The following is a 20,818-nucleotide window of genomic DNA, read 5'->3' on the forward strand; positions in this document are numbered from 1 at the left end:
TCGCTAGTAATCGCGAATCAGAATGTCGCGGTGAATACGTTCCCGGGCCTTGTACACACCGCCCGTCACACCATGGGAGTGGGTTGCACCAGAAGTAGCTAGTCTAACCTTCGGGGGGACGGTTACCACGGTGTGATTCATGACTGGGGTGAAGTCGTAACAAGGTAGCCGTAGGGGAACCTGCGGCTGGATCACCTCCTTAATCGACGACAGCAGCGGCTTCATGAGCTCCCACACGAATTGCTTGATTCATTGAAGAAGACGATTAGAAGCAGCCCGAAATTGGGTCTGTAGCTCAGTTGGTTAGAGCGCACCCCTGATAAGGGTGAGGTCGGCAGTTCGAATCTGCCCAGACCCACCAATTTTGTGTGGGAAACGCCTGTAGAAATACGGGGCCATAGCTCAGCTGGGAGAGCGCCTGCCTTGCACGCAGGAGGTCAGCGGTTCGATCCCGCTTGGCTCCACCACTACTGCTTCTGAGACTGAAAGCTTAGAAATGAGCATTCCATCGACGCGATGGTGAATGTTGATTTCTGGTCTTTTGACTGGATCGTTCTTTAAAAATTTGGGTATGTGATAGAAAGATAGACTGAACGTTACTTTCACTGGTAACGGATCAGGCTAAGGTAAAATTTGTGAGCGTTCTTAATTGAGCATGCAAATTTTCGGCGAATGTCGTCTTCACAGTATAACCAGATTGCTTGGGGTTATATGGTCAAGTGAAGAAGCGCATACGGTGGATGCCTTGGCAGTCAGAGGCGATGAAAGACGTGGTAGCCTGCGAAAAGCTTCGGGGAGTCGGCAAACAGACTGTGATCCGGAGATGTCTGAATGGGGGAACCCAGCCATCATAAGATGGTTATCTTGCACTGAATACATAGGTGCAAGAAGCGAACCAGGGGAACTGAAACATCTAAGTACCCTGAGGAAAAGAAATCAACCGAGATTCCCTTAGTAGTGGCGAGCGAACGGGGACTAGCCCTTAAGCTTCTTTGATTTTAGCGGAACGCTCTGGAAAGTGCGGCCATAGTGGGTGATAGCCCTGTACGCGAAAGGATCTTAGAAGTGAAATCGAGTAGGACGGAGCACGAGAAACTTTGTCTGAATATGGGGGGACCATCCTCCAAGGCTAAATACTACTGACTGACCGATAGTGAACTAGTACCGTGAGGGAAAGGCGAAAAGAACCCCGGAGAGGGGAGTGAAATAGATCCTGAAACCGTATGCGTACAAGCAGTGGGAGCAGACTTTGTTCTGTGACTGCGTACCTTTTGTATAATGGGTCAGCGACTTATTTTCAGTGGCGAGCTTAACCGAATAGGGGAGGCGTAGCGAAAGCGAGTCTTAATAGGGCGTCTAGTCGCTGGGAATAGACCCGAAACCGGGCGATCTATCCATGGGCAGGTTGAAGGTTAGGTAACACTGACTGGAGGACCGAACCGACTACCGTTGAAAAGTTAGCGGATGACCTGTGGATCGGAGTGAAAGGCTAATCAAGCTCGGAGATAGCTGGTTCTCCTCGAAAGCTATTTAGGTAGCGCCTCATGTATCACTGTAGGGGGTAGAGCACTGTTTCGGCTAGGGGGTCATCCCGACTTACCAAACCGATGCAAACTCCGAATACCTACAAGTGCCGAGCATGGGAGACACACGGCGGGTGCTAACGTCCGTCGTGAAAAGGGAAACAACCCAGACCGTCAGCTAAGGTCCCAAAGTTATGGTTAAGTGGGAAACGATGTGGGAAGGCTTAGACAGCTAGGAGGTTGGCTTAGAAGCAGCCACCCTTTAAAGAAAGCGTAATAGCTCACTAGTCGAGTCGGCCTGCGCGGAAGATGTAACGGGGCTCAAACCATACACCGAAGCTACGGGTATCACGTAAGTGATGCGGTAGAGGAGCGTTCTGTAAGCCTGTGAAGGTGAGTTGAGAAGCTTGCTGGAGGTATCAGAAGTGCGAATGCTGACATGAGTAACGACAATGGGTGTGAAAAACACCCACGCCGAAAGACCAAGGTTTCCTGCGCAACGTTAATCGACGCAGGGTTAGTCGGTCCCTAAGGCGAGGCTGAAAAGCGTAGTCGATGGAAAACAGGTTAATATTCCTGTACTTCTGGTTATTGCGATGGAGGGACGGAGAAGGCTAGGCCAGCTTGGCGTTGGTTGTCCAAGTTTAAGGTGGTAGGCTGAAATCTTAGGTAAATCCGGGGTTTCAAGGCCGAGAGCTGATGACGAGTTACCCTTTGGGTGACGAAGTGGTTGATGCCATGCTTCCAAGAAAAGCTTCTAAGCTTCAGGTAACCAGGAACCGTACCCCAAACCGACACAGGTGGTTGGGTAGAGAATACCAAGGCGCTTGAGAGAACTCGGGTGAAGGAACTAGGCAAAATGGCACCGTAACTTCGGGAGAAGGTGCGCCGGTGAGGGTGAAGCACTTGCTGCGTAAGCCCACGCCGGTCGAAGATACCAGGCCGCTGCGACTGTTTATTAAAAACACAGCACTCTGCAAACACGAAAGTGGACGTATAGGGTGTGACGCCTGCCCGGTGCCGGAAGGTTAATTGATGGGGTTAGCTAACGCGAAGCTCTTGATCGAAGCCCCGGTAAACGGCGGCCGTAACTATAACGGTCCTAAGGTAGCGAAATTCCTTGTCGGGTAAGTTCCGACCTGCACGAATGGCGTAACGATGGCGGCGCTGTCTCCACCCGAGACTCAGTGAAATTGAAATCGCTGTGAAGATGCAGTGTATCCGCGGCTAGACGGAAAGACCCCGTGAACCTTTACTATAGCTTTGCACTGGACTTTGAATTTGCTTGTGTAGGATAGGTGGGAGGCTTTGAAGCGTGGACGCCAGTCTGCGTGGAGCCATCCTTGAAATACCACCCTGGCAACTTTGAGGTTCTAACTCAGGTCCGTTATCCGGATCGAGGACAGTGTATGGTGGGTAGTTTGACTGGGGCGGTCTCCTCCTAAAGAGTAACGGAGGAGTACGAAGGTGCGCTCAGACCGGTCGGAAATCGGTCGTAGAGTATAAAGGCAAAAGCGCGCTTGACTGCGAGACAGACACGTCGAGCAGGTACGAAAGTAGGTCTTAGTGATCCGGTGGTTCTGTATGGAAGGGCCATCGCTCAACGGATAAAAGGTACTCCGGGGATAACAGGCTGATACCGCCCAAGAGTTCATATCGACGGCGGTGTTTGGCACCTCGATGTCGGCTCATCACATCCTGGGGCTGAAGCCGGTCCCAAGGGTATGGCTGTTCGCCATTTAAAGTGGTACGCGAGCTGGGTTTAGAACGTCGTGAGACAGTTCGGTCCCTATCTGCCGTGGACGTTTGAGATTTGAGAGGGGCTGCTCCTAGTACGAGAGGACCGGAGTGGACGAACCTCTGGTGTTCCGGTTGTCACGCCAGTGGCATTGCCGGGTAGCTATGTTCGGAAAAGATAACCGCTGAAAGCATCTAAGCGGGAAACTTGCCTCAAGATGAGATCTCACTGGAGCCTTGAGCTCCCTGAAGGGCCGTCGAAGACTACGACGTTGATAGGCAGGGTGTGTAAGCGCTGTGAGGCGTTGAGCTAACCTGTACTAATTGCCCGTGAGGCTTGACCATATAACACCCAAGCAATTTGCGCTTAGAAAGCCAGATTGCGGTGTGGTGAAGACGAAACGAACCGAAAGTTTGCGGCTCACACCTGATCACATACCCGATTTGCTGGAACGCTGAAAAGCGCGCTGGCTCAAGAATTTCTTGACGACCATAGAGCATTGGAACCACCTGATCCCATCCCGAACTCAGCAGTGAAACGATGCATCGCCGATGGTAGTGTGGGGTTTCCCCATGTGAGAGTAGGTCATCGTCAAGATTAAATTCCGAAACCCCAATTGCGAAAGCAGTTGGGGTTTTGTTTTGCCCGCAGGAAAACTCTGACAACAAGCTCGGAAAGCGGGCGGCTGTCACAGCCCCCCGACAGTGCTAAGGTTCTGCCCTAGCTTTTTGCATTTTCAAGGATGCCTTTCATGCCGGACGCAACGTCCCTCAGCCCAGCGTTCATGGTGGTTCACGGGAATCGCCTGGATGAATTGCGCAGCCTGGTGATCAGCCTGATGCGGCGTTATCCGTTGGCTCCTCTTGAAAATGAAATAGCCCTGGTACAGAGCAACGGCATTGCCCAATGGCTCAAGCTGGCCCTGGCTGAGGACCCGGAGGATGACGATACGGGTGGTTGCGGTATCGCCGCTGCCATTGATGTGCAACTGCCCGGCAGCTTCATGTGGCAGCTCTACCGAACCGTCCTGGGGCGTGACGAGATTCCGGCCAAATCCTTGCTCGACAAGTCACCGTTAACCTGGCGCCTGATGCGCTTGCTGCCGCAACTGATCGAGCAACCCCATTTCGAACCGTTGCGTCGTTTCCTTACCCACGACACCGATCTGCGCAAGCGCTATCAATTGTCCGAACGCCTTGCCGACCTGTTCGACCAATACCAGGTATACCGCGCCGACTGGCTGGAAGACTGGGCTGACGGTCGACACCAGACGCGAAACGTCCGAGGGGAAATCAAACCCCTTGCACCGGAAAATTGCTGGCAGGCCGAACTGTGGCGAGCCTTGTTGGTAGACGTGGGGGAGGCCGGTATGGCGCAGAGCCGGGCCGGCGTTCACCAGCGCTACATGGAACGCATCAACAGCCTGGAGACGGCGCCCCGCGGTCTGCCGGCGCGGGTCATCGTCTTCGGCATTTCGTCGTTGCCCGCCCAGGCGCTCGAGGCGCTCGCCGGGCTTTCCCGGTTCAGCCAGGTCTTGCTGTGCGTCCACAACCCGTGCCGCCACCACTGGACGGACATCGTGGCCGACAAGGACCTGCTGCGGCATCAATACAAGCGCCAGGCCCGCAAGAGCGGCATGCCCGTCGCCCTCGATCCGCAAACCCTGCATCAGCACGCCCACCCGCTCCTGGCTGCCTGGGGCAAGCAGGGGCGTGACTATATCAACCTGCTCGACAGCTACGATGATCCCAACAGCTATCGCTCGGTATTTCGCGACGGGCGTATCGACCTGTTCAGTGAAGCGAATCCCACGACGCTGCTTGGCCAGTTGCAGGATGACATCCTCGAACTGCGCCCCCTCAACGAAACCCGCGAACATTGGCCGGCTGTCGATACGGCGCAAGATGGTTCGATTCGCTTCCATGTTGCCCACAGTGCCCAGCGCGAAGTCGAGATTCTCCATGACCAGTTGCTGGCTCATTTCAGCGCGGATCCGACCCTGCGTCCCCGGGACATCATCGTCATGGTTCCTGACATCGACACCTACGCGCCGCACATTCGCGCGGTGTTCGGCCAACTGGATCGAACCGACCCTCGCTTCATTCCCTTCACGTTGACGGATCAGGGTCAGCGCGGACGCGATCCGCTGCTGATCGCCGTGGAACATTTGCTCAAGCTGCCTGACAGTCGTTTCCCCGTCAGCGAAATCCTCGATTTGCTCGACGTCCCGGCGTTGCGTGAACGGTTCGGTATCGATGAGGCCGACCTGCCGACGTTGCACCTTTGGATCGAAGGGGCTGGTATCCGCTGGGGCATGAACGCCGAGCATCGCGCCGGGTTGGGTTTGCCGGCGGAGCTTGAGCAGAATAGCTGGCGATTCGGGCTGCGCCGGATGTTGCTGGGGTACGCTGTCGGTCGCTCGGATGCTTACGAAGGCATCGAGCCCTACGATGAGATTGGCGGCCTGGACGCAGCCTTGATCGGTCCGCTTGTGGCTTTACTGGACGCACTGGAGGTCGCTCATCAGGCACTCACCCTGCCGGCCTCTCCACAGGAATGGGGAGCGCGCCTGCACGACCTCCTACAGCTGTTTTTCCAGGCGAGCAACGAACACGACGACTACCTGCTGGCCCAACTCGAAGACCTGCGTGAAACCTGGCTGGAAACCTGTGAATCGGTTGGCCTGTTGGACGAAATGCCGCTGACGGTCGTACGTGAAGCCTGGCTGGCCGGGCTGGATCAAGGCCGACTGTCCCAACGCTTTCTGGCCGGCGCGGTCAATTTCTGTACCTTGATGCCGATGCGGGCGATTCCCTTCAAGCTGGTGTGCCTGTTGGGCATGAACGATGGTGACTACCCGCGCGCCCAGCCACCCCTGGATTTCGACCTCATGGGCAGCGACTATCGTCCCGGCGATCGCTCCCGACGTGAGGATGATCGTTACCTGCTGCTGGAGGCGCTGCTTTCGGCTCGGGAAAAACTGTACATCAGTTGGGTGGGCCGCAGCATCCGTGACAACAGCGAGCGCCCCGCCTCGGTATTGATCGGCCAGTTGCGTGATCATCTGGCCAGTGGGTGGCGGTTGGTCGACGACCGCGAAACGCTGCTCGACGCACTGACCCAGGAACATCCGCTGCAACCATTCAGTGCGCGTTATTTTCATCGCGGTGATGCGCTGTTCAGCTATGCCAGCGAATGGCGAATGCTTCACGATGCCCCGGACCACACCGGCAAGCCCCAGGTGTTGGAGCCCTACATCCAGGACGAGCCCTTGGGCCTCGGCCAACTGCAGGATTTCCTGCGCAATCCGGTCCGCCATTTCTTCAGCCAGCGGCTGAAAGTATTCTTCGAGGCCATCGAAGCCCCCCTGGCCGACGACGAACCCTTCGTGCTCGACGCCCTGCAACGCTACAGCCTGAGCGACAGTTTGCTGGAGGCCGCGCTGATGCGCCTGGACCAACCGGATCTCGCCCTGAGCGCTCACGCCAGGCGGCTTCAGAACAGCGGCCTGTTGCCGATGGCCGGCTTCGGTGAGTGCATGCAACGCGAGTTGATCGAGCCCTTGCCGGACCTGCTCCAGCGTTACCAACAACTCCTGGCGCTATGGCCCACGCCGCTGACCAGCGCCGTGCAGGTCAGTGTGCAGTCGCAAGGTGTGAGCGTCGAAGGGTGGCTCAGCGGCCTGCATCAGCGAGGCGACGGCGCGGTCCTCGCGATCACGGCGATACCCAACGGCATTGGCGCCTCCAAGACGCGTAAATGGCATCGCCTGATACGTCCGTGGGTCAACCATCTTGTGGCCTGTGCCAATGGCCTGTCGCTGACGACAGCGTTGGTGGCCAGTGATGACAGCTTGTTGCTGGCTCCTTTCGAGGCGCCTGTGGCGCAACGGCTGTTGGGCGACCTGTTGCAAGCCTGGCAGGCCGGTATGCGCCAGCCGCTGCCCATTGCAGTGAAGACGGCCTTTGCCTGGCTTGGCCAGAGCGAGGTGCCCAAGGCTGAAGCGGCTGCGCGAAAAGCCTATGAAGGCGACGGGCAGACCTCTGAAGGCGAGCGACGGGAAAGCCCAGCCCTGGCTCGCCAGTTCCCGGACTTCGATGCGCTGATGGCCGACGAAACCTTTCCCGATTGGTGCGACGCGCTTTACCGGCCATTGCTCCAGGCGCCATGGGTTTCATCGGCCGGCGAGCAGGTGCGTCCATGAGTCGGCAAACACCGCTGGCCCTGGCGTTTCCGCTACGTGGCAGCCAACTGATCGAAGCCAGCGCCGGTACCGGCAAGACCTTTACCATCTCGGCGCTGTACCTGCGCCTGGTGCTCGGGCACGGTGGCCCTGCCGGCGGGTTCGGCCGCGAGCTGCTTCCGCCGCAGATCCTGGTGGTGACCTTTACCGACGCCGCCACCAAGGAGTTGCGCGAACGGATCCGTACCCGTCTTGCCGAAGCGGCGCGTTTCTTTCGTGACGAAATTCCCGCCCCGGATGCATTGATCGCCGAACTGCGTGATGAGTTCGACACCGCGCAATGGCCGGCCTGCGCAAACCGTTTGGACATTGCCGCGCAGTGGATGGATGAAGCGGCCGTCTCCACCATCCATAGCTGGTGCCAGCGGATGTTGCGAGAGCATGCGTTCGACAGTGGCAGTCTATTTACCCAGACCCTGGAAACCGATCACAGCGAATTGCTCGGCGAGGTGCTGCGCGATTATTGGCGGTTGTTCTGCTACTCGATGCAGGGCGATGCATTGAATTGGGTGCGTAGCCACTGGGGAAGCCCGGCTGCGCTGCTGCCTCGTGTGCGAGGGTTGTTTTCCAGCGAACGGGATAACGGTGACGGGACCGAACCGGCCGAACTCATCGCCGCGTCCTTGCAGGAGCGCAGTGCCGCCTTGCTTGATCTCAAGGCGCCCTGGCGTCAATGGGCCGTGGAGTTGCTACAGATCTGCCAGCAGGGCGTCGCCAGCAAGAGCGTCGATGGGCGCAAGATGCAGGCGCGTTATTTCGAACCGTGGTTTCAGAAGATCACGGCCTGGGTCGAGGACGAAAGCCTCGAGCTGTTGGACATTGGCAGCGGCTTCACCCGGCTGACGCCCGAGGGGATGGCTGAAGCCTGGAAGGGCGAAGTGCCCAGCCACCCCGGACTGGATGCCATGGCCGGCCTCAAGGCCAGCCTGGACGCATTGCCCACACCCGATGCTGCCGTGCTGCAACATGCCGCGCAATGGGTCGGTGCGCGCTTCGAGTCCGAGAAGCGTCGTCGGGCGGAGATGGGCTTCGACGACATGCTGCTGCGTCTCGATGCAGCGTTGCAGGCCGACGGCGGTGAGCGCCTGGCGAGTCTGATTCGCGAGCAGTTTCCGGTGGCGCTGATCGATGAATTCCAGGACACGGATCCGGTTCAGTACCGGATCTTCGAGAGTATCTATCGCATCGAAGAGAACAATCCAGAAACCGGGCTGTTCCTGATCGGCGATCCGAAACAGGCGATCTATGCCTTTCGCGGGGCCGACATCTACACCTACCTGCGTGCTCGCGAGGCCACCGCTGGCCGATTGCACACGTTGGGCACGAACTTCCGCTCGAGTCATGCCATGGTGGGCGCGGTCAACCACATTTTCCTGAATGCCGAAGCTCGGCGGGAGGGCCGCGGGGCTTTTCTGTTTCGTGAGCGCTCGGGCGAGAACCCGGTGCCATTCCTGGCCGTCGAGTCCCAGGGCCGCAAGGAATCCTTGCAGATCGCCGGGCACACTGTCGCCGCCCTGAACGTCTGGCAGTTGCCTTCGGATCAACCGGTTTCCGGTGCGGTGTACCGGCAGCACATGGCGGCTGCCTGCGCCAGCCAGATCACCGCGTTGCTCAACGGCGGCCAGGCGGGGCGCGACGGCTTCAGGGGCGATGACGAGACCCTCCGCGGATTGCGCCCGGCGGACATCGCCATCCTGGTGCGCGACGGCAAGGAAGCACAGGCCGTGCGAGATCAGTTGTCCGCCCGGGGTGTGCGCAGTGTCTATCTGTCGGACAAGGACTCGGTCTTCGCTTCGCAGGAAGCACGGGACCTGCTGACCTGGCTCAAGGCCTGCGCCGAGCCGGATGTGGAGCGACCGCTGCGGGCAGCGCTGGCCAGCATCACGTTGAACCTGCCGTTGACCGAACTGGAGCGCCTCAATCAGGACGAGTTGGCCTGGGAAGCCCGGGTCATGCAATTCCGTGGCTATCGCACCGTCTGGCGTACCCAGGGCGTGCTGCCGATGTTGCGGCGCCTGCTGCATGATTTTGAGTTGCCCCAGGCGCTGATGGCGCGCAGCGATGGGGAGCGGGTGCTGACGAACCTGTTGCATCTGAGCGAGCTGTTGCAGCAGGCGGCTGGCGAACTGGATGGCGAACAGGCCCTGATCCGGCATTTATCCGAACACCTGGCGTTGTCCGGGCAGGCCGGAGAAGAACAGATCCTGCGGTTGGAAAGCGATGAGCAACTGGTCAAGGTGGTCACGATCCACAAGTCCAAGGGCCTCGAATATCCGTTGGTCTTCCTGCCTTTCATCTGCTCGACGAAACCGGTGGATGGCAGTCGATTGCCGTTGCATTACCACGACGAAGCCGGCAGGGCGCAGATCAGTCTCCAGCCCACGGCCGAATTGATTGCCAAGGCCGATGACGAGCGGTTGGCCGAGGACCTGCGGCTTCTCTACGTGGCGCTCACGCGGGCGCAACATGCCTGCTGGCTGGGCGTCGCCGATCTCAAGCGGGGCAGCAACAGCCGCTCGATCCTGCACCTCTCTGCGCTGGGCTATCTGTTGGGCGGTGGCAGCCCGCTGGCCGAATCGGTCGGGTTGAGGCGCTGGCTGGAGGACCTGCAACAAGGCAGCGATGCAGTCAGTTGCCAGGAAATGCCCCAGGCCACCGACGAGCGCTATCACCCGCCCCGCAACGAGGCGGTGTTGCTCGAACCCCTGGTGCCCGTGCGCAAAGCCAGCGAGCATTGGTGGATCGCCTCCTACAGCGCGTTGCGCATTGGCGAAGTGATGAGCGAAGGCAGCGATGCCGCGCCAGAAAATCCGCAGGCCCAGAAACTGTTCGACGATGAGCGTCTGGACCCGCAAGCCCCCAGAGAGGTCAACGCCGTGGGCGGCGATATCCACCGCTTTCCTCGGGGTCCCAACCCGGGCACTTTCCTTCATGGCCTGCTGGAGTGGGTGGCCGGAGAGGGCTTTTCTCCTGCGCCCGCGGTTATCGAGGATGCGGTGGCCCGACGCTGCAATCGCCGAGGCTGGAAGGGCTGGATCGCCACGCTGAGCGATTGGCTGCAGCACGTGGTCAAGACGCCTTTGCCTGTCGGCGATGGCCAGGCGCCGGTGGTGCTCGAACACCTGGCTCAGTTCCAGGTAGAGATGGAGTTCTGGTTCGCCAGCCATAAGGTCGACGTGCAAAAGCTCGACCAGTTGGTCTGCCGATTCACCCATGGCGGCGTCGCTCGTGTCGCGGCGGAGCCGGTGTTGCTCAACGGCATGTTCAAGGGCTTCATCGATTTGACGTTCGAGCACGGTGGTCGGTATTACGTGGCCGACTACAAGTCCAACTGGCTGGGTGTCGATGACACGGCCTACACCGCACAGGCCATGGAGCAATCGATCCTGGATAACCGCTATGACCTGCAATACGTGCTGTACCTGTTGGCCCTGCACCGACAGCTCAAGGCGCGGTTGCCCGACTATGACTATGACCGGCACGTCGGTGGCGCGCTGTACCTGTTCCTACGCGGGACCCGCTCGGCCAGCCGTGGCGTGTATTTCACCAGGCCGCCACGGGCCTTGATCGAACAGCTCGACCGCCTGTTCCAGGGCGCGCCCGAACCCAAGGCCGAGCCCGCGTGGGTACAGGGAGAATTGCTATGAGCCGTTCCTTTGCCGACCTGCTACCCACGCCGGCCGACGACGAGCGCCTGGTCGACCTGGCCCCTTTGAGCCGGGCAGATGACCTGCTTTTATTGTTGACGCGCTGGGTCGAGCGAGGTTGGTTGCGTGCCCTGGACAAGGCCTTCGTCGCGTTCCTCCATGAATTGGCGCCGGATGACGATCCGCTGGTCCTGCTCGCCGCGGCCCTCACCAGTCACCAATTGGGCCACGGGCACGTTTGCCTGGACCTGTTTGAAACCCTCAAGGAACCGGACTTCGCACTGTCGCTGCCTCCCGAGGGCGATGCGCAGGCCGGGGCCATGCTGCTGCCCTCGCAGATACTGCGCACACTGGACGGCGCCCATTGGTGCAAGGTGCTGGCGGCCAGCCGGCTGGTGGCGCTGGCGGTCGATGAGCATGAAGAAGCCCGGCAACGGCCGTTGGTGTTGTCCGGCAAACGGCTTTACCTGCGCCGCTACTGGGGCTACGAACGCCGTATCGACGAGGCATTGCGGCAACGGCTCGCTGAGCAGGAAGCCGCGCCCGACGACCTGCGCGAGCGTCTGGACGGGCTGTTTGGGCCAACCCATGCGGCGGGCCCGATCGATTGGCAGAAACTGGCCTGTGCCCTGGCGACCCGCGGTGCCTTCAGCATCGTGACGGGAGGGCCCGGCACGGGCAAGACCACCACTGTCGTGCGCTTGCTGGCCTTGTTGCAGGCACCGGCCGTCGAGGCGGGGAAGCCGCTGCGGATCCGCCTGGCCGCCCCGACCGGCAAGGCCGCGGCACGCCTGACCGAGTCCATCAGCCAGCAGGTCCGCACCCTGGACGTGGCTGACGCGGTACGCGAGCGCATTCCCTGCGATGTGACCACGGTCCACCGTTTGCTGGGCAGCCGTCCCGGCACCCGGCATTTCCGTCACCATGGCGGTAACCGGCTGCCGCTGGACCTGCTGGTGGTCGATGAAGCGTCCATGATCGACCTGGAGATGATGGCCAACTTGCTGGATGCGCTGCCGCCCCATGCGCGATTGGTGCTGTTGGGGGACAAGGATCAGTTGGCCTCGGTTGAAGCAGGGGCCGTGCTGGGGGATTTGTGCCGGGACGCCGAGGACGGCTGGTATAGCCCCCGGACCCGCGCCTGGCTTGAGTCGGTCAGCGGCGAAAACCTTGCGGCCAGCGACTTGCAGCAGGACCTGGACGGTTCTCATCCCCTGGCGCAGCAAGTGGTCATGCTCAGGCATTCACGGCGTTTCGGCGAAGGCAGCGGGATCGGCCAGATGGCTCGCCAGGTCAATCAGCAGCAGCCTGAAAAAGCTCGTCAGTCATTGGTGGGCGGCCAGTATGCCGACCTGTTTTCCCTGGCGTTGACGGGGGAGCACGATGGCAAGCTCGAGCGTCTGGCGCTCGAAGGCCATGCCGGCGGGCCACAGGGCTACCGGCACTACCTGAACGTGTTGCGCGAGCGTCGCCCGGTCCCGGATCGCCCGCTGGCGGACAGTTGCTGGGCCGATTGGGCCCGGGACGTCCTGTCGGCGTTCGACGCCTTCCAGTTGCTCTGCGCCGTGCGCAAGGGCCCATGGGGCGTTGACGGCTTGAACCAGCGGGTCACCGCCGCGTTGCTCAAGGCTCGCCTGATCGAGAGCGATCACCAGTGGTATGAAGGACGCCCGGTGTTGATGACCCGCAATGACTATGGCTTGGGGTTGATGAACGGTGATATCGGAATCGCCCTCAAATTGCCCGAGCGTGCCGGGCCCGATGCCGGCAAGCAGGTCTTGCGGGTGGCCTTCCTGCGCAACGACGGCGAGGGGGGCGTGCGCTTCGTGTTGCCCAGTCGCCTGAACGATGTGGAAACCGTCTACGCCATGACCGTACACAAGTCACAGGGCTCGGAGTTCACCCACACCGTGCTGATCCTCCCGGATGCGCTGAACCCGGTATTGACCAAGGAACTGGTGTACACCGCCATTACCCGGGCCAAGCAGTGGTTCAGCCTGATCGAACCGCGTGCGGGGGTATTCGAGGAGGCGGTGCGACGCAAGGTCAAGCGCTTGAGCGGTTTGATGCTGGAACTGGAGCGGGAGACGGACTGATCTGCTTTTAGTGCGTAAGGGCCCTGACGTTGTTTTGACGCTTTTCTGTCGCAAGTCACTGTAGAACGGCTTCTCGCTGGCTTTTTGGCACTGTGCTATCGTTCCGACATTTACTGTAACGGATAGAGACTTGCCATGGTTTTGGCTGTTCGGGAGGCAATGCGCTACGGAAGCTGGAGGCATTACGTGCTGGCCAGTCTCCTGTGCCTGTTGCCGCCTGTCGTGATGGCCGAGGAACAAATGTCGCCGAGCAAGGCCGAGCTGCGGGCCGAATCCGTGACGCAGGTGGTCCTGGGCATCCTCAGCTATGCCCGCTGGCCTGTGGAGCCCACGCAATTGGCGTTGTGCATCGTCGGGCCGACCCAGTACACAGACGACCTGATCAACGGCACTACCCAGGCCACCGGCCGGCCAGTGATTGTGCAGCGCTTGCTGGCCGACAGCCCTCGCATCGCCACCGATTGCAACGCCCTCTACATCGGTCGGCTGACCGACGATGAGCGCTCGCGGCTGTTCGCCTCGTTGATCGATAAACCCGTGCTGAGCATCAGTGAAGGCGGTGACCAATGCACGGTTGGTAGCCTGTTCTGCCTGAGGGTCGGCGATGATCAGGTCTCGTTCGAGGTCAATCTCGACTCGGTGGCGCGCAGCGGCGTGCGCATCCATCCGAGTGTCCTGCAGTTGTCCCGCCGCCGGCCGGCAAGCCCATGAGTCCGGCCCCGACACGCATCCGTCCGACCCTTGGCTCGGTCATCGGTCGCGGTCATTTGATCGTTGCGCTGGTGGCCGTGGCCATGGCCAGCGTCTCCTTGACCCTGCTTGGGGTGCTTGCGCTGCGGGTCTACGCCGATCACAACCTGCACCTGATCGCCCGCTCGATCAACTACACCGTGGAGGCGGCGGTGGTGTTCGATGACTCGGCCGCGGCCACCGAGGCGCTGGCGCTGATTGCGACCACCGAAGAAGTGGCCGAAGCCCAGGTCTTCAATGAGCACGGTCGCCTGCTGGCGCGCTGGCAACGACCGGACACCGGATTGTTGTCTGAACTGGAAATGCACATCGCCAAGGCGTTTCTTGAAAAACCCATCAGCCTGCCGATCGTCCACCAGGGGCAGAACATTGGCAGGATCCAATTGGCGGGGCACGGTGGCAGCCTGTTGCGTTTTTTGCTCAGCGGCCTGGCGGGAATTATCGTCTGTACAGCGGTGAGTGCCGGGGTGGCGCTGTACCTGGCGCGGCGCCAGTTGCGAGCGATCACCGGGCCCCTGCGCAGCCTCGCCGACGTGGCGCACGCGGCGCGTAGCGAGCGAGCCATGGACCGACGTGTGCCACCGGCCGCCATCGCCGAGCTGGACAACCTGGGCAACGACTTCAATGCGCTGCTCGACGAGCTTGAGTCCTGGCAGACCCATCTGCAAAGCGAGAACGAAACCCTGGCTCACCAGGCCAGCCACGACAGCCTGACCGGGTTGCCCAACCGGGCGTTCTTCGAAGGGCGGCTGATCCGCGCCTTGCGCAACGCCAGCAAACTCGACGAGCAGTTGGCGGTGCTGTACCTGGACAGCGACCGGTTCAAGGGCATCAATGACAACTTCGGCCACGCCGCCGGTGACGCGGTGCTGACGGCGGTGGCGACCCGCGTTCGGGCGCAACTGCGTGAGGATGACCTGGTGGCGCGCCTGGGCGGCGACGAATTCGCCGTGTTGCTGGCTCCCCTGCACGATGCCGAGGACGCCGAGCGAATTGCCGAAAAGATCATCGCCTGCATGGAACTGCCGATTCAATTACCCGGAGATGCGTCGGTCCTGACCTCCCTCAGTGTCGGCATTGCCGTTTACCCCGATCATGGCGCCACCCCCGGCGCACTGCTTCATGCCGCCGATGCGGCGATGTACCAGGCCAAACGCCTCGCCCGAGGTGGGCAACACATGGCGGGGGCGGAGCACCCTGTCACTGACTTTCAAACCAGGAGCTGATTCGTGCGTGTACTTTTTCAACTTCCCTTGCGGCGGTTCGCCGCGTTCGTGTTGATCGCTGTCCTGGCCCTGACCGGCTGCCAGACCGCACCGCAGAAAGGCTTGAGCGCGGCCCAGGTTGCCGTCCTCCAGCAACAGGGGTTCGAACTGACTGACGAAGGCTGGGCCTTTGGCCTGTCGGGCAAGGTGCTGTTCGGCAGCGACGTGGAAAAGCTCAACCCGGCCAGCACCGAAATCGTCGAGCGCATCGGCAAGGCACTGTTGGGCGCCGGTATTGCGCGGGTACGGGTGGATGGCCATACCGATGCATCGGGCTCGCAAGCCTACAACGAACAACTGTCGAAACGTCGGGCCAGCAGCGTCGGCACGGTGCTGGCAAGTGTCGGCATGCGCGAGGAAAACATCCAACTGCGCGGCCTCGGCAGCAGCAAGCCGGTCGCCTCCAACGACACGGCCAGCGGGCGCACCGAGAATCGTCGCGTCGCCATCGTGGTCATCGCCGATTAATCGGCGAACACCATCTCCCGGTTCTCGCCCATCAACAACGCCTGATTGCGCTCCGTCACCTCGCGGATGTAATCCCACAACAACGTGATCCGCTTGAGCTTGCGCAGGTCCTCGCGGCAGTACATCCAGAACTGCCGCGTGACGGTGATCTCGTCCGGCAGCACCGGCAAAAGGCGCGGGTCCTGGGCGGCGAGGAAGCACGGCAGGATCGCCAGCGACCGGCCTTGTTGCGCGGCCACGAACTGGGCGATCACGCTGGTGCTGCGCAGGTGGGCGTTGGCGCCGGGGAGTACGTTGGCCAGGTAGAGCAGTTCGGAGCTGAAGGCCAGGTCATCCACGTAGCTGATGAACGAATGCCTGCTCAAGTCGGCCGGGCGCTGGATGGGCGGGTGGTTGTCGAGGTAGGGCTGGGTGGCATAGAGCTGGAGCCGGTAGTCGCAGAGTTTGCAGCACACATACGGGCCGTGTTCCGGGCGTTCGAGGGCGATGACGATGTCGGCTTCGCGCTTGGAGAGGCTGATGAAGTGCGGCAGCGGCAGGATGTCCACCGAGATGGCCGGGTAGGCGTCGACAAAATGGCTCAGTTGCGGGGTGATGAAGAAACTGCCGAAACCTTCGGTGCAGCCCATGCGCACGTGGCCGGACAGCGCGACGCCAGAGCCGGACACCTGCTCGCACGCCATGTGCAGGGTGCTTTCGATCGATTCGGCGTAACCCAGCAGGCGCTGGCCTTCGGCGGTCAGGACAAAACCGTTGGTCCGGGATTTCTCGAACAGCAGCGTGCCTAAAGATGCCTCCAGCGAACTGATGCGTCGCGACACCGTGGTGTAGTCGACGGCCAGGCGCTTGGCCGCGGTGCTGGCCTTGCGGGTGCGGGCCACTTCGAGGAAAAACTTGAGGTCGTCCCAGTTCAGCGAGCCCAGGGAGGTGAGGTTTTTTTGCATGATGGACCGGTTTTTATGTGCGTTCTTATTAGAAGTTTGCACATCTATACTCCAAAAACCGTCTTATCACCAAGGTGTCTGTACGCCCTGGTTCCTGCTGAAGCAGCGCTCTCTATAAGAACAATCCCGGAGGCCAGCATGAATGTTTCCCTTACCCCCAGCGATACCACCCTGCAAACCGTCAAACTGCTGATCGATGGCGAGTGGGTTGAATCCCAGTCCAGCGAATGGCACGACATCGTCAACCCGGCCACCCAGCAGGTGCTGGCGAAAGTCCCCTTTGCCACGGCGGCGGAAGTCGATGCCGCCATCGCCGCTGCCCAGCACGCGTTCCAGACCTGGAAGCTGACGTCCATCGGGGCGCGGATGCGCATCATGCTCAAGCTCCAGGCGTTGATCCGCGAACACTCCAAGCGTATCGCCGCCGTGCTCAGCGCCGAGCAGGGCAAGACCATCGCTGACGCCGAGGGTGACATTTTCCGTGGCCTGGAAGTGGTCGAACACGCCTGCTCCATCGGCACCCTGCAAATGGGCGAGTTCGCCGAGAACGTCGCCGGTGGCGTCGACACCTACACCCTGCGCCAACCGATCGGGGTGTGCGCGGGCATTACGCCGTTCAACTTCCCGGCGATGATCCCGCTGTGGATGTTTCCGATGGCCATCGCCTGCGGCAACACCTTCGTGCTCAAGCCCTCGGAACAGGATCCGCTGTCGACCATGCTGTTGGTGGAGCTGGCGATCGAGGCCGGTGTGCCGGCGGGCGTGCTCAATGTGGTGCACGGCGGCAAGGACGTGGTGGATGCGCTCTGCACCCACCGGGACATCAAGGCGGTGTCCTTCGTCGGCTCGACTGCGGTCGGCACCCATGTGTATGACCTGGCGGGCCGCCATGGCAAGCGCGTGCAATCGATGATGGGCGCCAAGAACCACGCGGTGGTGCTGCCGGACGCCAACCGCGAGCAAACCCTCAATGCCCTGGTCGGCGCCGGTTTCGGCGCGGCGGGCCAGCGCTGCATGGCCACCTCGGTGGTGGTGATGGTGGGCGCGGCCAGGCAGTGGTTGCCGGAGTTGAAGGCACTGGCGCAAAAACTCAAGGTCAACGCCGGCAGTGAGCCGGGCACGGACGTGGGGCCGGTGATTTCCAAGCGGGCCAAGGCACGGATCCTCGAGTTGATCGAGAGCGGCGTGCAGCAAGGGGCGAAGCTGGAACTCGACGGCCGTGACATTCGCGTGCCGGGGTTCGAGCAGGGCAATTTCGTCGGGCCGACCCTGTTTTCCGGGGTGACCACCGACATGCGCATCTACACCGAGGAAATCTTCGGGCCGGTGCTGGTGGTGCTGGAAGTCGACACCCTCGACCAGGCGATTGCCCTGGTCAACGCCAACCCGTTTGGCAACGGCACGGGCCTGTTCACCCAGAGCGGCGCGGCGGCCCGCAGGTTTCAGAGTGAGATCGACGTCGGCCAGGTGGGGATCAACATCCCGATCCCAGTGCCGGTGCCGTTCTTCAGCTTCACCGGTTCGCGGGGTTCGAAACTCGGCGACCTCGGCCCGTACGGCAAACAAGTGGTGCAGTTCTACACTCAGACCAAGACCGTTACCGCGCGCTGGTTCGATGATGACAGCGTCAATGACGGCGTGAACACCACCATCAACCTGCGTTAAGGAGCCGGACATGAACATCGCATTTATCGGCCTTGGCAACATGGGCGCCCCGATGGCGCGCAACCTGCTCAAGGCCGGCCATTCGTTGAACCTGTTCGACCTGAACCAGACGGTATTGGCCGAGCTGGCGGCGTTGGGCGGCACGATCAGCGCCTCGCCGCGCGATGCGGCCCAAGGGGCTGGACTGGTGATCACCATGTTGCCGGCCGCGGCTCATGTGCGCAGTGTCTGGCTGGGTGAAGACGGCGTACTGGCCGGGATCGCCGCCGGCACGCCCGCGGTGGATTGCAGCACCATCGATCCGCAGACCGCCCGCGAGGTCGCCGCCGCTGCCGCCAAGCAGGGCGTGGCGATGGCCGACGCACCGGTCTCGGGTGGCACCGGTGGCGCGGCGGCCGGCACGCTGACGTTCATGGTGGGCGCGAGCGCCGAACTGTTCGCGACCCTGCAACCGGTGCTGGCGCAGATGGGCCGCAACATCGTGCATTGCGGCGACGTCGGCACGGGACAGATCGCCAAGATCTGCAACAACCTGCTGCTGGGGATTTCCATGGTCGGCGTCAGCGAGGCCATGGCCTTGGGCGACGCCTTGGGCATCGACACCCAGGTGCTGGCCGGCATCATCAACAGTTCGACGGGCCGTTGCTGGAGCTCGGACACTTACAACCCATGGCCGGGCGTGATCGAAACCGCGCCGGCGTCCCGGGGTTACACCGGTGGCTTTGGCGCCGACCTGATGCTCAAGGACCTGGGCCTGGCCACCGAGGCCGCGCGACAAGCCCATCAGCCGGTGGTGCTGGGGCGGTGGCGCAGCAGTTGTACCAGGCGATGAGCCAGCGCGGCGAAGGCGGCAAGGATTTTTCAGCGATCGTTAACAGCTATCGCAAGCCGCAGTAAACCTGCGGGGACAGGTTGCAGAAGGGCTTTTGTGGCGAGGGGATTTATCCCCGTTGGGTTGCACAGCAACCCCCCAAGCAACCCTGTTCAAGCTGACACACCGCACGCGGAGTTTGGGTTGCTTCGCAACCCAACGGGGATAAATCCCCTCGCCAAGGCCAATGCTGACTTCGTTTTGCGAGGGACCACGTCGGGTGGTCCCGCGCTTTTTTGCTTCAGGCAAAGACGAAGTATTTGCGCACGGTCTCGACCACTTCCCAGGTGCCTTTCATGCCGGGCTCGACCACAAAGATGTCGCCGGCACGCAGGTGGATCGGCGCCATGCCGTCAGGGGTGATGACGCAGTAGCCTTCCTGGAAATGGCAGTACTCCCACTTCACATAATCCACCCGCCATTTGCCGGGGGTGCAGATCCAGGTGCCCATGATCTTGCTGCCGTCTTCGCTGGTGTAGGCGTTGAGGTTGACGGTGTGCGGGTCGCCTTCGAGTTTTTCCCATTTGCAGGCGTCGAGTACGGGCAGCGGATGGGTGTCGCGCAGGACGGTGATGGGTGCGGTCATGTGAGCTCCGAAAGGGGCGGAAGAGAACCGGCACCCTAACGCGCGGCATGAATGCAAAGATGCCTGTGTTCGACACCGGGTTGTCCAGAACCGCGCTTCAACCAGCCAGATGCCGCGCCAGGGCCCTGGCATAGGCGGGCAAAGCGTCGAAGTCGCGGGCACACAGCAACAGCGCCCGGTGCGCCCAGGGCTCTTGCAGCGGGAGGCATTGATACGAAGGCTCGGGTGGGCGCCGGTCGATGGCCGCCTTCGGCACGATGGCAATGCCTGCACCATGGGCCACCATACGAATCATCCCGTCGAAACCATCGGCGCGAATGCGCACTTGCATGCGCGAGCCGATGTGCAGGGCCTGCTCTTCCAGGTGGATCGCCAGGGCGCTGGATGCGTTCAGGCCGACATAATCGTGGCTGAGGGTCTCGCTGAAACGCACGGCGCGACCGTCAGCCAGGGGGTGTCCGGTCGGTAGGATCAATACCAACGGATCGTCCCGAAAAGGCCAGGTCTGAAGGCCATCGGTGTCCACTGCGTCGGAAACGATCCCGAGGTCTGCCGCGCCTTGGCGCAGCGCATGGGTGATCCGTGAGCTGGGCAATTCCTGCAGGTCAATGTCGAGGTTGAGATGGGCCTGAAGAAAATCGGCCAACAGCTCGGGCAGGTATTCGGTCATGGCGCTGGTGTTGCACAGCAACCGCACCCGGCCTTTGACGCCCTTGGCGTATTCGGCCAGGTCCTGTTGCAGGCGTTCGGCCTGTTGCAGCAAGACTCGGGCATGCTGGGCCAGGGCTTTGCCTGCGGGTGTTGGCGTCACGCCGCGCCGGCCGCGTTCGAGCAGGTCGATGCCTAGGGACGCCTCCATGGCCCGGACGCGAGCACTGGCCGCCGCCAGCGACAAATGGCTACGAGCCGCACCGGCGGTGATGTTGCCGGTGTCGAGGGTGTTCAGGTAGAGGCGCAGGTCGGTGAGGTCGAAGTGCATGGAAGGGGTCCTGTCTCGAATTCTGCGGTGTTGGGTATGCCGC

General features: G+C 61.3%; 10 protein-coding genes, 2 tRNA genes, 3 rRNA genes and 1 pseudogene (1 of these 16 running past the window's edge). 13 read left to right on the forward strand and 3 right to left on the reverse strand.

Annotation, left to right across the window (positions count from 1 at the left end):
- The 11 genes from KI241_RS03305 to KI241_RS03355 form a co-directional block, all read left to right on the forward strand.
- Positions 1–202, forward strand: a 16S ribosomal RNA gene (locus tag KI241_RS03305); it begins 1,335 nt to the left of the window's first position.
- Positions 203–284: 82 nt separating this feature from the next.
- Positions 285–361 (forward strand) — tRNA-Ile (locus KI241_RS03310).
- A gap of 30 nt (positions 362–391) precedes the next feature.
- Positions 392–467 (forward strand) — tRNA-Ala (locus KI241_RS03315).
- A gap of 246 nt (positions 468–713) precedes the next feature.
- A 23S ribosomal RNA gene (locus tag KI241_RS03320) occupies positions 714–3,605 on the forward strand.
- A 137-nt stretch (positions 3,606–3,742) separates the two neighbouring features.
- Positions 3,743–3,858: ribosomal RNA gene (gene rrf, locus KI241_RS03325) — 5S ribosomal RNA — on the forward strand.
- The 16S, 23S and 5S rRNA genes sit together here with 2 tRNA genes alongside, the layout of an rRNA operon.
- A 154-nt stretch (positions 3,859–4,012) precedes the next feature.
- Positions 4,013–7,465: an exodeoxyribonuclease V subunit gamma gene (gene recC / locus KI241_RS03330; protein WP_212803361.1), complete on the forward strand. Its 3,453-nt coding sequence runs from the start codon at positions 4,013–4,015 to the stop codon at positions 7,463–7,465.
- On the forward strand, positions 7,462–11,151 hold the full coding sequence (gene recB, locus KI241_RS03335) for an exodeoxyribonuclease V subunit beta (RefSeq protein WP_212803362.1): 3,690 nt from the start codon (positions 7,462–7,464) through the stop codon (positions 11,149–11,151). Before recC ends, recB begins: the two co-directional genes overlap by 4 nt.
- Complete coding sequence (recD, locus tag KI241_RS03340) at positions 11,148–13,247, forward strand: exodeoxyribonuclease V subunit alpha (RefSeq protein WP_212803363.1); 2,100 nt, start codon at positions 11,148–11,150, stop codon at positions 13,245–13,247. The genes recB and recD overlap by 4 nt, the downstream gene beginning before the upstream one ends.
- 135 nt (positions 13,248–13,382) lie before the next feature.
- Positions 13,383–13,958: a YfiR family protein gene (locus KI241_RS03345; RefSeq protein WP_212803364.1), complete on the forward strand. Its 576-nt coding sequence runs from the start codon at positions 13,383–13,385 to the stop codon at positions 13,956–13,958.
- Positions 13,955–15,223, forward strand: coding sequence for a diguanylate cyclase (locus KI241_RS03350; protein ID WP_042732470.1), 1,269 nt, complete (start codon positions 13,955–13,957; stop codon positions 15,221–15,223). Before KI241_RS03345 ends, KI241_RS03350 begins: the two co-directional genes overlap by 4 nt.
- Positions 15,224–15,226: 3 nt before the next feature.
- On the forward strand, positions 15,227–15,730 hold the full coding sequence (locus KI241_RS03355) for an OmpA family protein (protein ID WP_042732469.1): 504 nt from the start codon (positions 15,227–15,229) through the stop codon (positions 15,728–15,730).
- Here the strand turns inward: KI241_RS03355 and KI241_RS03360 are convergent.
- Positions 15,727–16,674 (reverse strand): LysR family transcriptional regulator, encoded by a 948-nt coding sequence (locus KI241_RS03360; RefSeq protein WP_042732468.1) that lies wholly within the window; start codon positions 16,672–16,674, stop codon positions 15,727–15,729. The two genes, KI241_RS03355 and KI241_RS03360, sit on opposite strands and share 4 nt — an antisense overlap.
- A gap of 138 nt (positions 16,675–16,812) precedes the next feature.
- Here KI241_RS03360 and KI241_RS03365 point away from each other — a divergent pair, with 138 nt between their 5' ends.
- Positions 16,813–18,339 carry a CoA-acylating methylmalonate-semialdehyde dehydrogenase gene (locus KI241_RS03365; RefSeq protein ID WP_212803365.1) on the forward strand — a complete coding sequence of 509 codons (1,527 nt, stop codon included), beginning with the start codon at positions 16,813–16,815 and terminating at the stop codon, positions 18,337–18,339.
- A 10-nt stretch (positions 18,340–18,349) separates the two neighbouring features.
- Positions 18,350–19,236 (forward strand): annotated as a pseudogene (mmsB, locus tag KI241_RS03370) (3-hydroxyisobutyrate dehydrogenase).
- A gap of 215 nt (positions 19,237–19,451) precedes the next feature.
- Here the strand turns inward: mmsB and KI241_RS03375 are convergent.
- Together KI241_RS03375 and KI241_RS03380 are read right to left on the reverse strand one after the other, a co-directional pair.
- Positions 19,452–19,796, reverse strand: coding sequence for a cupin domain-containing protein (locus tag KI241_RS03375; RefSeq protein WP_003177747.1), 345 nt, complete (start codon positions 19,794–19,796; stop codon positions 19,452–19,454).
- A gap of 97 nt (positions 19,797–19,893) precedes the next feature.
- Entirely contained in the window at positions 19,894–20,775 is an 882-nt protein-coding gene (locus tag KI241_RS03380; RefSeq protein ID WP_212803366.1) for a LysR substrate-binding domain-containing protein, read from the reverse strand.
- Positions 20,776–20,818 lie beyond the last annotated feature (43 nt).

Source organism: Pseudomonas sp. Cab53 (assembly GCF_018325965.1).
In the GTDB taxonomy this organism is placed as follows: Bacteria; Pseudomonadota; Gammaproteobacteria; order Pseudomonadales; family Pseudomonadaceae; genus Aquipseudomonas; species Aquipseudomonas chlororaphis_E.